The sequence below is a fragment of the Shigella flexneri 2a str. 301 genome (assembly GCF_000006925.2).
Lineage (GTDB): Bacteria > Pseudomonadota > Gammaproteobacteria > Enterobacterales > Enterobacteriaceae > ECMA0423.
The window spans coordinates 1,168,095-1,183,359 of the sequence record NC_004337.2; the positions used below are offsets into that span (position 1 = coordinate 1,168,095).

Genomic DNA, 15,265 nt, shown 5'->3' on the forward strand with positions numbered 1-15,265 from the left:
TGCCTGATGCGCTACGCTTATCAGGCCTACAAGCGGACCACAATACCGACGAAAGAGCGGGATAAAACTTTACTGTCCTGACTCATTAGCCACATCCTTGCTAACTAAAAAACGGGCGGTAATACCACCGCCCGCTTGCTGAATTAACGTCCTGCTTTCAGCTTCTGATAATACTCTTCATAAATGCTGCTGGCTGCGCCAACGTCATTCTGCCATTCGCCATTTTTAATGGTTTCAGCATCCGGGTAGAGCGTCTTATCGTTTGCCACTTCTGGACTTAACAGCTTACGCGCCGCAAGGTTTGGCGTTGGATAACCGATAGTTTCAGCAACCTGTTTTGCCACATCCGGGCGCAGCAGGAAGTTGATCAATTTCAGCGCGCCTTCTTTGTTTTTGGCATTTGCCGGGATCGCCAGGCTGTCCATCCAGAATATGCCGCCTTCTTTCGGCCACACCACGTCAATAGGCGTACCCGCCTGGCGTGCAACGAAAGCAGAACCGTTCCAGATCATGCCGAGGTTAACTTCGCCTTCCATGTACGGGTTAGCCGGGTTATCGGAGTTAAACGCTGCGACGTTTGGCATCAGTTTTTTCAGCTCGTTATATGCAGCTTCAATCTCTTTCGGATCGGTGGTGTTACCGGAGTAGCCCAGCTTACGCAGCGCCATCTGGAACACTTCACGGGCATCGTCGGTCAACAGCAGGCTGCCTTTGTACTCTGGCTTCCACAGATCGGCCCAGCTGGTGACAGATTTCGGATCCACCGCATCACCGTTAACACCAATCGCCGTCGCACCCCAGATATACGGAATGGAGTAGTCGTTATTCGGGTCAAAAGGCTTGTTGAGCATGTCTGGATCGAGATTGCTGAAGTTCGTTAACTTCGACTTGTCGATCTTCTGGATCATCCCCTCTTTACGCATTTTATCGACGTAATAGGTTGAAGGAACCACCAGGTCATAGGCACCGTCTTTGTACGTTTTCAGCTTGGCGTACATGGTTTCGTTCGACTCGTAAGTCGAATAGATAACCTTAATACCGGTTTCTTTGGTGAACTGTTCAAGCAGTCCTGGCGGCACGTACTCGGTCCAGTTGTAGAAATACAGCGTGTTGTTGTCATCGGCGTGAGCGGCGCTCATGCCCAGTGCCAGAGCACCCGCCGCGAGCAGGTGGCGTGACCATTTTTTCATTTAACGTCCCCTCCGTTACCTTTCGTTTTATCACGAGCAATAAGCTGGCTGGCAATAACCATCACCAGCGACAGCACCAGTAATATGGTTGCCAGCGCGTTAACTTCCGGCGATACGCCGACTTTGACCATCGAATAAATTTTTAACGGCAGAATTTCATAACTTGGTCCGGTGACGAATGAAGAAACTACCACATCGTCCATCGACAGGGTAAAGCTTAACACCCAGCCCGCCGCCACCGCTGGCATTGCCAGTGGCAGAATGATTTTTCGCAGAATGGTAAATTCGCTGGCACCGAGATCTTTCGCCGCTTCCAGCATCCGCACGTCAAAACCTTTCAGGCGCGAATACACCGTCACCACCACAAATGGCAGGCAGAAGGTGATATGCGAGAACAGCAGCGACCAGAAGCCAAGCTGAATACCCAGCAGCATAAACAGCACCAGCAGCGAAATTGCCATCACGATATCTGGTGACATCATTACCACAAACAGCATTCCGCTAACGAACGGCTTACCGCGAAAGCGATAACGGTACAGCGCAACTGCCGTCAGTGAACCGATAAGCGTAGCAAACGTCGCCGAAAACACCGCCATTGTTAGTGAATGCTGCGCTGCCTGTAACAGGCTGTCGTTGTTCATCAGCAGGCTATACCATTTGGTGGTAAAACCCTGCCAGTTGATGCCAAAGCGCGAGCTGTTAAAGGAGTTCACAATCAAAATAATGATTGGGATATACAGGTACGCGTAGATAGCGGTCATAAAACCGCCGCGAAGCAGTCGACCGATCATTCGAGTTCCACCTTCTTATTCAGCAAACGAGAAGCGCGCCAGTAAACCAGCAACATCAGGCCCATTACGATAGTCAGCGTAATGCTGGTGGCTGCACCAAACGGCCAGTCACGAATATTGAGGAACTGTACCTTGATGACGTTACCGATCAGCAGGTTTTTCGCACCGCCCATCAGGTCGGACACATAGAACAGGCCCATCGCTGGCAGCATCACCAGCAGACATCCGGCAATAATCCCCGGCATCGTCAGTGGAATAATGATGCGGATAAAAGTCTGTAACTTGCTGGCACCGAGATCGCGCGCCGCCTCAAGCAACGGCTTATCCAGTTTTTCGATACTGGAGTACAGCGGCATCACCATAAACGGCAGCAGAATGTAAACCAGACCGATAATCACCGCACTGGGCGTGAACATGATACGGATTGGTGTGTCGATAACGCCCAGCCAGAGCAAAAACTCGTTGAGATAGCCTTTGGTGCTGAGGAAAATTTTCAGCCCGTAGATACGAATCAATGAGTTGGTCCAGAACGGAACAATCAGCAGAAACAGCAGCAGCGGACGCACCTTGTGTGGCAGCTTCGCCAGAAACCAGGCAAATGGATAGCCCAGCACCAGGCAGGCGAGGGTGGCGATCAGCGCCATATTCAGCGAGTGCAATAGCACTTCAAAATAGAGCGGATCGAGCAGACGCGTGTAGTTATCCAGTGTAAAGACCATTTTGACGAAACTGGCGTCGTCGCGGGTCAAAAAGCTGGTGCCAATGATCATCAGGTTGGGCAGAAAGACAAACAACACAAGCCAACCGACAATAGTGACAATCACTACATTCTGGAACTTACTTGTGTTCTTCATCAGCCAGTACGACCTCCCAGCTTTCTACCCAATTAATGGCCATTTTTTGGTCGAGAGAGTGGTCAAAGTCAGGATCGTCTTCATTGAAGAATTCGCTGACCATCACCATCTTGCCATTTTCCAGTTCAACAACCGACTCCAGCGTCATGCCTTTGTAGTTACGCTCACGAACGTAACCAATCAGCCCTTCAGCGTGGTTGTCGTCGTTAATCTCTTCAACACGTAAGTCTTCCGGGCGCAGCAGAACATGCAGTTTTTGCCCCGGTTCAACGGCGAAGTTAACGTAGATATTACATTCGCGGCCTTCAACGTTGGCGCGTACGCGCTGCTCGTCGAGTCGCTCGATCACCGTGGCGTTAAACATATTAATTTCGCCAATGAACCCGGCAACAAACAGGTTTTTCGGCTCTTCGTAGATTTCACGCGGCGTGCCGTCTTGCTCAATGCGACCATCGCGCATCACCACAATCCTGTCCGACATGGTGAGTGCTTCTTCCTGGTCGTGAGTCACGAAAACGAATGTAATGCCAAGCTTACGCTGTAACGCTTTCAGCTCGTTCTGCATTTGCTTACGCAGTTTGTAATCCAGCGCTGAGAGCGACTCATCCAGCAACAACAGACGAGGCTTGTTAACCACCGCTCGAGCAATGGCGACGCGTTGCTGTTGACCACCAGAGAGCTGATGCGGTTTACGTTGAGCGAAGGTTTCCAGCTGCACCATCCGCAGGGCTTCCATCACGCGGGGCGTAATTTCAGCAGCGGGGGTTTTTTGCATGCGCAACCCAAAGGCCACATTTTCGAACACGGTCATGTGGGGGAAAAGTGCATAGCTTTGGAAAACAGTGTTCACATAGCGGTTTTCCGCCGGAACGTGGGTGATGTCCTCGTTATCCAGCATGATGCGTCCGGAATCAACAGTTTCCAGACCTGCAATCAGGCGAAGAACGGTTGTTTTACCGCAGCCAGAAGGGCCAAGCAGCGTGAGGAACTCGCCATTGTTGATAGTCAGATCCAGCTGGGGAATGACCTCTTTACCATCAAAGCATTTGCGAATTCCCGCCAATTGCACCAGCGGTGAAAGCGAACTCGGTTGTTTATTCAATTTTTTACTCTGTCCCATGTAAACGCAACGGATGGCTTACCGATGCGGGGTTTGTGGTTAACCACCTTGGTGACTCCTAATGAGGGCGGTAATTCTACGGCAAACCGCTTGAATCGCCAATCTTTGTTGTGAATTACTGGCTTAGCTTTATATTCATTAAGGTAATGCTGATAAATATTCCCGCTTGCAGGGGTAAAAGTGACCTGACGCAATATTTGTCTTTTCTTGCTTCTTAATAATGTTGTCACAAAAAGTGAGGGTGACTACATGGATAAACTACTTGAGCGATTTTTGAACTACGTGTCTCTGGATACCCAATCAAAAGCAGGGGTGAGACAGGTTCCCAGCACGGAAGGCCAATGGAAGTTATTGCATCTGCTGAAAGAGCAGCTCGAAGAAATGGGGCTTATCAATGTGACCTTAAGTGAGAAGGGCACTTTGATGGCGACGTTACCGGCTAACGTCCCTGGCGATATCCCGGCGATTGGCTTTATTTCTCATGTGGATACCTCACCGGATTGCAGCGGCAAAAATGTTAATCCGCAAATTGTTGAAAACTATCGCGGTGGCGATATTGCGCTGGGTATCGGCGATGAAGTTTTATCACCGGTTATGTTCCCGGTGCTGCATCAGCTACTGGGTCAGACGTTGATTACCACCGATGGTAAAACCTTGTTAGGTGCTGATGACAAAGCAGGTATTGCAGAAATCATGACCGCGCTGGCGGTATTGCAACAGAAAAACATTCCGCATGGTGATATTCGCGTCGCCTTTACCCCGGATGAAGAAGTGGGCAAAGGGGCGAAACATTTTGATGTTGATGCCTTCGATGCCCGCTGGGCTTACACTGTTGACGGTGGTGGCGTAGGCGAACTGGAGTTTGAAAACTTCAACGCCGCATCGGTCAATATAAAAATTGTCGGTAACAATGTTCATCCGGGCACGGCGAAAGGAGTGATGGTAAATGCGCTGTCGCTGGCGGCACGTATTCATGCGGAAGTTCCGGCGGATGAAAGCCCGGAAATGACAGAAGGCTATGAAGGTTTCTATCACCTGGCGAGCATGAAAGGCACCGTTGAACGGGCCGATATGCACTACATCATCCGTGATTTCGACCGTAAACAGTTTGAAGCGCGTAAACGTAAAATGATGGAGATCGCCAAAAAAGTGGGCAAAGGGTTACATCCTGATTGCTACATTGAATTGGTGATTGAAGACAGTTACTACAATATGCGCGAGAAAGTGGTTGAGCATCCGCATATTCTCGATATCGCCCAGCAGGCGATGCGTGACTGCGATATTGAACCGGAACTGAAACCGATCCGCGGCGGTACCGACGGCGCGCAGTTGTCGTTTATGGGATTACCTTGCCCGAACCTGTTCACTGGCGGTTACAACTATCATGGTAAGCATGAGTTTGTGATTCTGGAAGGTATGGAAAAAGCGGTGCAGGTGATCGTCCGTATTGCCGAGTTAACGGCGCAACGGAAGTAAGCGAAAAGGGATGCGGCATGTGATGCTGCATCCGGCTTAAATCCAAACTTACCCTTCGAAGAACCAATACCCGCTATTGACCAGCGCCGCGAGCATCGCGAGGAATGACGGATCTTCCAGCGCATCGCCAAAATTCTCCGCAGTCAGCGCAATGTTGCTGGCGAGTGCATCCAGTGCCGGACGGTGCGGGGAATCGATCTTCTCACCATTGGCATACACGTCGTCGCCAATGCGCAATACGCGCAGACCACCCAGGCGCACCAGCACATCACCTTGTTTCAGCGCATCGTAGATTTCATCTGGCTGATAAGGCGGTTCCGGCGGCGCGATATCCAGTTCATGACGTGACTGGGATATAAACTCGCCAAACCATTGCTTAAAGTGTTCCGGCTGGTTGATCAATTCGAGCATCATCTCACGCAGTTTATCCATCTCTTGCGGCAGAACATCCGCAGGATGAGCACGAGGTGGAACATCCGGATCGCTGTAGTAGTTGCCGCCCAGTTCACGTTGCAGCACATAATCGGCAAATCCGCTAATTAATTCCCGCGTATTTGGCGCGCGAAAACCCACGGAATAGTTCATCGCATTTTCCAGCGCGTAGCCTTCATGCGGGAATCCTGGCGGAATATAAAGAATATCACCAGGCTCCAGCTCTTCATCGATGATGGCTTCGAACGGATCGACCTGTAACAGATCCGGATGTGGGCAGTGCTGTTTCATTTGCAGCTTTTCGCCCACTCGCCAGCGACGACGTCCGGTACCCTGAATGATAAACACGTCGTACTGATCGAGATGCGGGCCGACGCCGCCGCCAGGTACAGAAAAAGAAATCATCAGATCATCAATACGCCAGTCCGGTAGTTCACGGAACGGTCGCATCAGCGCGGCGGTCGGCTCATGCCAGTGGTTTACTGCCTGTACCAGTAATGACCAGTTGGTTTCACCGAGATGATCGTAGCTTTCGAACGGGCCGTGGCTGACCTGCCATTTGCCATCCTGGTGACTGACCAGTCGACTGTCAACTTCGCTTTCCATCGCCAGACCCGCCAACTCGTCTGGAGAGATCGGGTCAATAAAATTATTAAAGCCGCGTTTTAACACCACCGGGCGTTTCTGCCAGTGACGTTCAAGAAAATCGGGCCAGTTAAGAGTGAGTTGGTATTCCATGTTAAGCATCCACAGGCTGGTATCTGCAACCGATTATAACGGATGCTTAACGTAATGCGTGAAGTATGGACATATTTTATCAATTAGTGTTTTTTGCCGTTTCATAATGTTTCAGATTGTTCATTATGTTTTTGATTATAAACAGATTTGTGATTTTCCTTGTTCCAGCTTGTTTCACGTTGTAGCCCTTTGTGCAACGATCGGTGTAGTTAATGGTGTAGTTAATTGTGATGACCGGAATCAAAATTATGAGCAGAGCACTTAACAAACTGAGCGATACACAGCTGAGGAAAATCAACGGCACACCCGCCCAAAAAACAGCCTTTCTTAATGACGGTGGAAACCTGAGCGTCAGGCATTCAACCAGTGGCCTTTTAACCTGGTATTTCACTTACAGGGCCGGAACGGGAAGGGGGGCACCACCGGAACGCATTAAGCTGGGAAATTATCCTGATCTGAGCCTGAAATCAGCCAGGGAAAAAGCCGCCCAGTGTCGCGCATGGCTGGCAGAGGGGAAAAATCCACGTCATGAGCTTAATTACACCGTACAGGAAGCGTTAAAGCCGGTAACGGTTGGCGATGCGCTCACCTACTAGCTTGAGTCGTACGCAAAGGAAAACCGCGTGGATTATGCCGCCCTGAAAAAGCGCCTTAATAATCACGTAATACAGCACATTGGTGCTATGCCGCTGGATAAATGCGAGCTACGGCACTGGCTGGCCTGTTTTGACCAGGTGGCAAAGCGAACGCCTGTTACTGCCGGATTCTTGCTACAGACGTGCAAACAGGCGCTTAAGTTCTGCCGGAGGCGGCGCTATGCAATCAGCAACGTTCTTGATGATATGAGTGTGGCGGACGTTGGGAAAAAACCGGATATAAGCGAGCGTGTCTTAAGCACCAAAGAACTGGGCGAATTATTGCAGGCACTGGACAAAAAAATATTCTCCCCCTACTACATCGCGTTAATCCGCCTCCTGATTGTGTTCGGATGCCGGACGGTAGAACTGAGGTTATCGGAGATCAGCGAGTGGGATTTTACCGAAATGCTCTGGACCGTGCCGAAAGAACACAGCAAAACGAAGGTGGCAATATTCCGGCCCATACCGGAAGCAATACTGCCGTTCGTCACGCAGCTGGTGGAGCAGAACAGGCACACGGGCTTATTGCTGGGGGAAGTGAAACAGGAAACAAGCGTGTCGCAGTACGGCAGATTAGCGCACAGGAGGCTAAATCACCCTCACTGGTCACTACATGACATCCGGCGCACCTTTACAACGATGCTGAACGATTTAGGCGTGGATCCTCACGTCGTGGAGCAGCTTACAGGCCACCAGATGCCAGGAATGCAGCGAGTTTATAATCATTCCCGTTATCTGGATGCTAAACGCAATGCGCTGGATATGTGGACGGAGCGGTTAGGGATACTGGCGGGAACACATGAAAACGTAACCACGCTACCAGTAGCCAGAAGAAAATAATTTTTTTCGTGTTTTTTCAGTATGCGCATACTGGATATGCGAACAGATACAACGTGCAACAATGAGCAACAATGCGGAACAACTACGAACAAGAGGTGAAAAAGTGTACAGATTTATAAGTAGCTGATTTTTAATGTGTTACTGATTTTTTATACACTAGCGAATCACTCTTTAAATAGCGAGAAAAAAGGCATGAAACAATATTTTATGCCTTTGTATTAACATGAATTTAAAGGATTTTATCCTGATTATTCCTCTTTCTGTAAACCATACGGCCTCAACATTTGCCAACTCTGAATCATCCTGACACAATCAGACACATCCCAACGCAATAGAACACGAAATAACTCTTTAAGAAACGAAAGGGGGCAATAGTGTTAAGCACTGATCGGTTTATACGTGAAAAAGAATGCGAAAAGCTAACAGGCCTTAGCCGCTCATGCCGCTACCGCCTGGAAAAGGCCGGACAATTCCCATCACGTCGTAAACTTGGCGGTCGTTCCGTTGGCTGGTCTTTATCCGAGGTTCTGGCCTGGAAGGATAGCTGCAAGGCAGTTCATTAATCACGCTGGCGGCACGCAGCCGCCACACATCAATCATCTGAACACAGAGCTATAACCATGAAGATTGAATATACGCCAGAACGTGGGCGGGGATTCGTTCGCCCTGGTGAAACTGGAAAACCACAAAATTGGGGTTTTTCAGGCATAAAAAAAGCGGCCCCGAAATGGAGCCGCCTTTCTGAACAGATAACCCGCTGCGCCGTTTGTGTGTGTGATCCCAAACATAAGCACGGGGATGATAGCCGCTATCAGGCTGGTGGGCAATGCAATCAGTCTGGTTCAGTGCGTTGCCATAACTGCGAAGTTCTCTCCTTTGATGAGTATTCTTTAAGGTACTTCTCAAGGGCAAAAGAACACGGCGCGAATCGTTCTGATTCATGCTCTTTCTTTCTGCGTCGTCTTTTTCGTGCAGGTGATGTTTTTTCGGTTGATTCTTCGTTGGTCATTGTGTGCGCCTGTAAAGCAATGCGCCGTAGTACCTCACACCACGGCGCTGATAGTTTTTATCCTTTGGGTTCTATGCCGCGTTGCTGTAATTCTTTGCGGATTATTCGCTTTATCCAGGCAGCAAGAGAATCATCGCCGTCCTGTTGTTGTGCCTTTTCCATCTTTTCCCGTAAGTCAGGATCTAAACGGAACTGGAACGGAGGATTACCACGCCTTTCGTTTTTGTGTGTTGACACGTTAATTACACCTCAGGTAATGTATTTATGTGTAGTGACACATTACACACAATCAACACAAAAAGCAAAGCCCCGCACTGTAGGAGCAGTAACGGGGCTTCTAACCAACAACGTAAACTAGGAGCCGTTATGGTTGCCGTAAATCATATACCACACCTTGTACACACACAAACGGCCTTTGTGTGGCGTTTTCTGGCACTGAGTGCCGGAGAATCCCAAATCATCCACGTAACCGCTTGGACGGAACGCGAAGCGCGTAGCCGTTGCCCGTCCGGTTGTGTTGCTGTATTCGCCGCCCGTATTCGTCAGGGGGAAACCTATGCACAATAAAACCACACCGAACGCAGCAGCCGCCGCACTCACTACGCTGATGCACGCGCTTATTGATATTGAATGCACGGCAGAGCTTGCGCAGGGAGAAGAACAGAAAGACCGGACACAGTTCGCCCTGGAATGTATCCGATACATCGCAACGCGGTCACTGAATGACGCTAAAAATATTCTTGTTGCCGATTGTGAAAATGGGGGGGGTTATGCGTGATGATCGTTTTAATTCCCTGAAACAGGAATTTTCCGGCGTTCCTGATGATGCGGCTGATGCGCTTTCGTCAATGCCAGAACTTATTAGAGCGGCTTTTTTCTTACTTTCCACGAGAGAATATAAATCAACGGGCTTGATGTACTGAATATCGCCGCCGATTATGCTGATTTCGTGACAGAGGTTATTTTAAGAAAAACGACGGACGGGGATTAATATGCGTGATATTTACCACGAAACAATAGACCGCGCATTTCTTGCACTTTCTCACAGTGAAAACATGCTGGAAATATTGCGCATATGGCTTGAAACACTTGGCGACAATGAACGCGACAAACAAAAATCAAGAATTGCCACGGCATTAATAACGCTTCTTGAGCCTGTAATAATGGAACTGCAAGAAATAGATCTATTGCACGACAGATATAAAGAACAACACACCGGAGAATAAAAATAATGAAACTTAAATATTCTGGCTTAACTGCCAGTGGCAACACTCACCCTAAATTTACGCGCGGTGATATTTACCGCGACCAGTACGGCGGCATGGTAACGATTAAAGGCGTGGCAGAACGGCGCATCACCTACCGCCGTGAAGGTTACGAATATGATTGCGTGATGCCTGTTTATCAATTCCGGCGTGATTTCACGCTGGTACAGGCAGCGCCCCGCAGTAAACCAACCAGCAGGGAGAAAGCACGCGCCAATATTCAGGAAATAAAAAAGATGCTTAACGTATTCAGGGGTAAAAAATGAAACTGGCACCGAACGTAAAAAAACAGCCACGCGGAATAAAACACAAAGACACAGAGGTAATTATCTTTGCGGGTAGTGATGCCTGGTCGCACGCGAAACAATGGCAGGAGCAGGATGGCCCCGCATCCGGCGATAATGTGCCGCCTGTGTGGCTTGGGCCAAATCAGCTTGCCGAACTTGATGCACTGAAAATTGTTCCGGATGGAAAAAAACGCGTAAGGCTGTACCAGGCCGGAGAACTGGATTTGGTGGAGACCAAAAAGATTGGTCAGAAGCTGGCGGCGGCAGATATTCAGGACGCAAATTTTTACCCCGAAGGAATGCACGTCCAGAAGTGTGAAAACTGGCGGCGCTATCTGAATGCTGAGCGTGAAAATATTGCCGCAGGGCTTACCATGCCGGAGCAGAAAAATACGCAACTGGCACAAATGGCAGACAGTGAGCGCGCGCAGCTGCTTGCCGAGCGCTTTGATGGCGTTTGTGTGCATCAGGAAAGTGAAATCGTTCACGTATGGCGCGGCGGGGTATGGTGTCCGGTCAGCACAATGGAACTTAGCCGCGAAATGGTGGTGATCTATTCAGAGCACAGGGCCACTTTCAGCAAGCGCGTAATCAATAACGCCGTGGAAGCGTTAAAAGTTATTGCCGAACCAATGGGCGAGCCGTCCGGCGATTTGCTGCCGTTCGCCAATGGTGCGCTTGACCTGAAAACGGGGGAATTTTCCCCGCACACGCCGGAGAACTGGATCACCACGCACAACGGCATTGAGTACACGCCACCAGCACCAGGGGAGAACATCCGCGATAACGCGCTAAACTTTCATAAATGGCTTGAGCACGCAGCCGGAAAAGACCAGCGCAAGATGATGCGTATATGTGCCGCGCTGTACATGATTATGGCGAACCGGTACGACTGGCAGATGTTTATTGAGGCCACCGGAGACGGCGGGAGCGGTAAAAGTACATTCACACACATAGCCAGCCTTCTGGCAGGGAAACAGAACACGGTAAGCGCTGAAATGACATCGCTTGATGATGCTGGTGGACGTGCGCAGGTTGTCGGGAGTCGTCTTATCGTCCTGGCTGACCAGCCGAAATATACAGGCGAAGGAACGGGCATCAAGAAAATCACGGGCGGTGACCCCGTGGAAATTAACCCGAAATACGAAAAGCGTTTCACGGCTGTAATCAGGGCGGTGGTGCTGGCGACCAACAATAACCCGATGATATTCACCGAACGGGCCGGAGGTGTGGCACGTCGTCGCGTGATTTTCCGTTTCGACAATATCGTTAGTGAGGCCGAAAAAGACAGGGAGCTACCGGAAAAGATTGCGGCTGAAATCCCTGTCATTATCCGCCGATTGCTGGCGAACTTTACCGACTCTGAGAAAGCACGGGCTTTACTACTGGAACAGCGTGACGGTGATGAAGCTCTGGCAATAAAGCAACAGACGGATCCGGTTATTGAGTTTTGCCAGTTCCTGAATTTTCTGGAGGAAGCACGCGGCCTGATGATGGGCGGCGGTGGCGATTCAGTGAAGTACACGACCAGAAACAGCCTTTACCGCGTCTATCTGGCGTTTATGGCGTACGCAGGCAGGAGCAAACCGCTAAACGTAAATGACTTTGGCAAGGCTATGAAGCCAGCCGCGAAAGTTTACGGACATGAATATATTACGCGGAAAGTTAAGGGAGTAACGCAGACTAACGCAATAACAACAGACGAGTGCGACGCGTTTTTATAATTTTTTGTAATTGCTGTCTACCCTGTCTACCTGAGTAAAGAAAAATACATTTAATTCAGTGCATTAAGTTAGGTAGATAGCCTTTTTTTACTGTCTACCCACTATCTACCCTCTCTACCTGATTTTACCTGAATCAGACAGGGAGGTAGACACGGGGTAGATAGTGGATAAAAGCACTCTACCCCGCTGAAAGCAGCGCCATTACTGGCATGAGGGCCACTAAGGTAGATAAGGTAGACAAGGGGAGGCACAACTCAAAACTTTTTAAACGAGGGGGTAAAAATAAATATGCACACTTCAGGGAAATTTAATAAATCATTCAAAAAACGCAGAGACAGAACAGAACCGAAATATCGCGCGTTAGACATGACAGAGCACGCTTTAAAGGTGGCAATCAGAACGATAGACCGCCACGCGGGGGAAGGATACGCGAAAGCACATCCCGAACTGATAAGCGCATTCATGACCACGACGGCGGCAAATTTTGCCACGCTGACAGAGCGGGAGATTGCCGAAGCGGAACAGGTAACAACAATCAACGTTAAAACCGGAGAGGTGGAATCATGAGCGAACCAAAATTTGGTGAAAAATTTTACAAGCACAACGGACGGATCACGATTCTGCAAATAAGCGCAGCTACACCAGGCTGGTGGGTTGAAACAGACGAAGGATCCTCACCCGTGGCATCATGGGAGCTTTGTGTGCTTAGTTACCCTGACCGCGATGTGTATCAGGATATTCTGCCTGTGATATCCACTGACAAAGGCATGAAACCCGTAGACATCAAAAACATGGGGTTTCAGTGCGTAATGCTCACTGAAAAAATGATGGAAGAGATGAAAAAGAACAATGCCGGATCGCTTCACTGAGGTGGCAATATGACAGCACAAATTGCAGCTTACGGGCAGCTGGTGGGCGACCCGCTGGTAAAACAGAGCAGCAAGGGCACACCGGAGCCGCCAACGGAGAACTACGCAGACCTGAGAAATGCAGTAAATCGCACTTACGCAGACATGGGGCTGAGCAAATTAGCAGAGTAGGAATATCAGAACCACACCACGCAGCCGGAGCAATCCGGCTTTTTTTGCGTCATTTGAAACGGTATGGAGCACTACTGGCTTTTCGTCACGGTCCGGCATAGTTACTATCTGAAACAAACAGACACAACAGAGGAAAACGCAATGCCGATGAAATTTGATGAGATACTTAAACAGCGTGATAAATACCATGCTGACAACATGGAGACGATGAATATCACTGATTACCGCGCATTTCTGGAAACGGGGGCGCTGATTGAAAAGGATCATCATGGTTTTGTTCGTTGCGCGCTATCCGGTGAAATGCTGGCAGTAAATCCTGAACAGACAGATGCATTGATAGAATTTCTGAAAGGGATCAGAGACTGAGCACCCATACAGCACATACAGCCGGAGCAATCCGGCTTTTTGTTATTTTTTGTAAATTATTTGTTCGTGGTTGTTCCACGTTGTTCACTGAGCGGATCGGCATATTTTACCCGAACTGAATCATGATTATTCTCGCCCGTGGTGCCAGGACGCTGGGGCCACTTTCCCGCCTGTTAATGTGCTCGCCAATATTCATTACCAGGCGGGAAAACGATCGGTGCGATTACTGATTTCCTTATGAAAAACGGTTGAGTGTTTGCCGCGTCCTGGAGTTCCTTACTTAACCCCAGGACTTTTTTTATGCAGAGAATAATCGAATTACGCCAGCAGAAAACCGCCATTAAAAATCAGATGCGCGACATGCTGGAGAACGCTGAAAAAGAAAACCGCAGTCTTAACGATGCTGAGGGCGCAAAATTTGACGAATTACGCGCTAAAGCTGAATCCCTCGATAAAGACATTTCCCGCCTTGAAGCCATTGCAGACGAAGAGCGCAGCAAGCCAGGTAAAAGCAGCCAGACCACTGACCCCGCAGAACTACGTAACTACATTCTGACCGGTGAAACCCGCGCATTAAGTACAGGCGTTCCCGCTGATGGTGGTTATACCGTTATCCCTGAACTGAACACCGAAATCATGCGAATGCTGGCGGATGAATCCACCATGCGTCGCATCTGTACCGTGAAGAAAATCAGCAGCAACGAGTTTAAGCAGCTTGTTTCCGCTGGCGGTGCGACCGTTAACCACGGTGAAGAGGGTAAGGCACGCGAACAGACCAGCACCCCGCAGATTAACGAGGTGAGCATTAAGCTGTATCCGGTCTATGCGTACCCGCGCACCACACAGGAAATCGTGGATTTTTCCGATGTGGACATCCTTTCATGGCTGACGGGTGAGATTGGCGACACCTTCACGGAAACCGAAGAAAGCGATCTGGTTGTGGGCGACGGTGACAAAAAAGCAAAAGGTTTTTTATCCGTACCCCGTGCAGAGAAGAACGACAAAGAGCGTGATTTTGGTACGTTGCAGGTAATTAAACCTTCCGAATCTCTGGCGTGGACATCTGCGGACCCGCTGATCGACCTGAAATTTGCATTACGTAAAAAATACCGCAAAAACGCGGTCTGAGTGGTTAACTCCACGACGGCGGCAAAACTTCAGAAGGTGAAGAACGCGAACGGTGATTATATCTGGCGCGACCGTTTACAGGCGGGTGATCCTGATACGTTGCTGGGCCTTCCGGTCGAATATCTGGAGTTTATGCCTGATAACGTTATTGCCCTGGGTGACTTCAAACGCGGTTACTACATTGTTGATCACGAAACAGGTGTTCGCACCAGACCGGACAACCTGACAGAACCAGGATTCATCAAAATTTTCACGCAAAAATATTTAGGCGGTGGCGTGGTGGATTCGAACGCGATCAAGATTCTGGCACTGCCGGAAGACGACGATTAACAGCATACAGAAGGGGCTAAAAAGCCCCTTTAGTGTT

Annotated in this window: 11 protein-coding genes, 2 pseudogenes and 1 other annotated feature; of the genes and pseudogenes, 8 read left to right on the forward strand and 5 right to left on the reverse strand. The window is 49.4% G+C overall.

The window, feature by feature from the left end:
- Positions 1 to 143: 143 nt before the first annotated feature.
- Genes potD through potA form a run of 4 tightly spaced genes read right to left on the reverse strand, consistent with a single transcriptional unit; the run spans position 144 to position 3,955 of the window.
- Positions 144 to 1,190, reverse strand: a complete 1,047-nt coding sequence (gene potD, locus SF1125; protein ID NP_707036.1) for a spermidine/putrescine ABC transporter substrate-binding protein — start codon at positions 1,188 to 1,190, stop codon at positions 144 to 146.
- Positions 1,187 to 1,981 carry a spermidine/putrescine ABC transporter permease gene (gene potC / locus SF1126; protein ID NP_707037.1) on the reverse strand — a complete coding sequence of 265 codons (795 nt, stop codon included), beginning with the start codon at positions 1,979 to 1,981 and terminating at the stop codon, positions 1,187 to 1,189. Before potC ends, potD begins: the two co-directional genes overlap by 4 nt.
- Positions 1,978 to 2,805 (reverse strand): spermidine/putrescine ABC transporter permease, encoded by an 828-nt coding sequence (potB, locus tag SF1127; RefSeq protein NP_707038.4) that lies wholly within the window; start codon positions 2,803 to 2,805, stop codon positions 1,978 to 1,980. The genes potC and potB overlap by 4 nt, the downstream gene beginning before the upstream one ends.
- A 13-nt stretch (positions 2,806 to 2,818) precedes the next feature.
- Positions 2,819 to 3,955: a putrescine/spermidine ABC transporter ATPase gene (gene potA, locus SF1128; RefSeq protein ID NP_707039.1), complete on the reverse strand. Its 1,137-nt coding sequence runs from the start codon at positions 3,953 to 3,955 to the stop codon at positions 2,819 to 2,821.
- A gap of 249 nt (positions 3,956 to 4,204) precedes the next feature.
- Between potA and pepT the strand changes: the two genes are divergently transcribed.
- Positions 4,205 to 5,431: a peptidase T gene (gene pepT, locus SF1129; protein ID NP_707040.2), complete on the forward strand. Its 1,227-nt coding sequence runs from the start codon at positions 4,205 to 4,207 to the stop codon at positions 5,429 to 5,431.
- Positions 5,432 to 5,479: 48 nt separating this feature from the next.
- Here pepT and ycfD read toward each other — a convergent pair whose 3' ends face one another.
- Positions 5,480 to 6,610 (reverse strand): hypothetical protein, encoded by a 1,131-nt coding sequence (ycfD, locus tag SF1130; protein NP_707041.1) that lies wholly within the window; start codon positions 6,608 to 6,610, stop codon positions 5,480 to 5,482.
- Between the two features lie 239 nt (positions 6,611 to 6,849).
- On the opposite strand from ycfD, the pseudogene SF1131 reads away from it, so the two are divergent.
- From SF1131 to SF1138, 7 genes and pseudogenes are all read left to right on the forward strand, one after another.
- Positions 6,850 to 8,079: pseudogene (locus tag SF1131) on the forward strand.
- Between the two features lie 2,001 nt (positions 8,080 to 10,080).
- Positions 10,081 to 10,314 carry a hypothetical protein gene (locus tag SF1133a; RefSeq protein ID YP_008439238.1) on the forward strand — a complete coding sequence of 78 codons (234 nt, stop codon included), beginning with the start codon at positions 10,081 to 10,083 and terminating at the stop codon, positions 10,312 to 10,314.
- A gap of 5 nt (positions 10,315 to 10,319) precedes the next feature.
- Positions 10,320 to 10,619 carry a bacteriophage protein gene (locus SF1134; RefSeq protein NP_707045.1) on the forward strand — a complete coding sequence of 100 codons (300 nt, stop codon included), beginning with the start codon at positions 10,320 to 10,322 and terminating at the stop codon, positions 10,617 to 10,619.
- On the forward strand, positions 10,616 to 12,364 hold the full coding sequence (locus SF1135) for a bacteriophage P4 DNA primase (protein NP_707046.2): 1,749 nt from the start codon (positions 10,616 to 10,618) through the stop codon (positions 12,362 to 12,364). The genes SF1134 and SF1135 overlap by 4 nt, the downstream gene beginning before the upstream one ends.
- Positions 12,365 to 12,652: 288 nt before the next feature.
- Entirely contained in the window at positions 12,653 to 12,931 is a 279-nt protein-coding gene (locus SF1136; protein ID NP_707047.3) for a bacteriophage protein, read from the forward strand.
- A gap of 536 nt (positions 12,932 to 13,467) precedes the next feature.
- Positions 13,468 to 13,770, forward strand: coding sequence for a bacteriophage protein (locus SF1137; RefSeq protein ID NP_707048.3), 303 nt, complete (start codon positions 13,468 to 13,470; stop codon positions 13,768 to 13,770).
- A gap of 252 nt (positions 13,771 to 14,022) precedes the next feature.
- Positions 14,023 to 15,228: a sequence feature (Similar to Escherichia coli O157:H7 EDL933 capsid protein of prophage CP-933C ref: NP_287332.1 (385 aa). BLAST with identity of 98% in 402 aa. This CDS contains an in-frame stop codon. The sequence has been checked and is believed to be correct.), on the forward strand.
- Positions 14,023 to 15,228 (forward strand): annotated as a pseudogene (locus SF1138). (Overlaps the previous feature by 1,206 nt.)
- Positions 15,229 to 15,265: the final 37 nt, after the last annotated feature.

Coding starts and splice junctions, on each gene's coding strand:
- potD (NP_707036.1), bottom strand. CDS start 1,190: ATGAAAAAATGGTCACGCCACCTGCTCGCGGCGGGTGCTCTGGCACTG.
- potC (NP_707037.1), bottom strand. CDS start 1,981: ATGATCGGTCGACTGCTTCGCGGCGGTTTTATGACCGCTATCTACGCG.
- potA (NP_707039.1), bottom strand. CDS start 3,955: ATGGGACAGAGTAAAAAATTGAATAAACAACCGAGTTCGCTTTCACCG.
- pepT (NP_707040.2), top strand. CDS start 4,205: ATGGATAAACTACTTGAGCGATTTTTGAACTACGTGTCTCTGGATACC.
- ycfD (NP_707041.1), bottom strand. CDS start 6,610: ATGCTTAACATGGAATACCAACTCACTCTTAACTGGCCCGATTTTCTT.
- SF1133a (YP_008439238.1), top strand. CDS start 10,081: ATGCGTGATATTTACCACGAAACAATAGACCGCGCATTTCTTGCACTT.
- SF1134 (NP_707045.1), top strand. CDS start 10,320: ATGAAACTTAAATATTCTGGCTTAACTGCCAGTGGCAACACTCACCCT.
- SF1135 (NP_707046.2), top strand. CDS start 10,616: ATGAAACTGGCACCGAACGTAAAAAAACAGCCACGCGGAATAAAACAC.
- SF1136 (NP_707047.3), top strand. CDS start 12,653: ATGCACACTTCAGGGAAATTTAATAAATCATTCAAAAAACGCAGAGAC.
- SF1137 (NP_707048.3), top strand. CDS start 13,468: ATGGAGCACTACTGGCTTTTCGTCACGGTCCGGCATAGTTACTATCTG.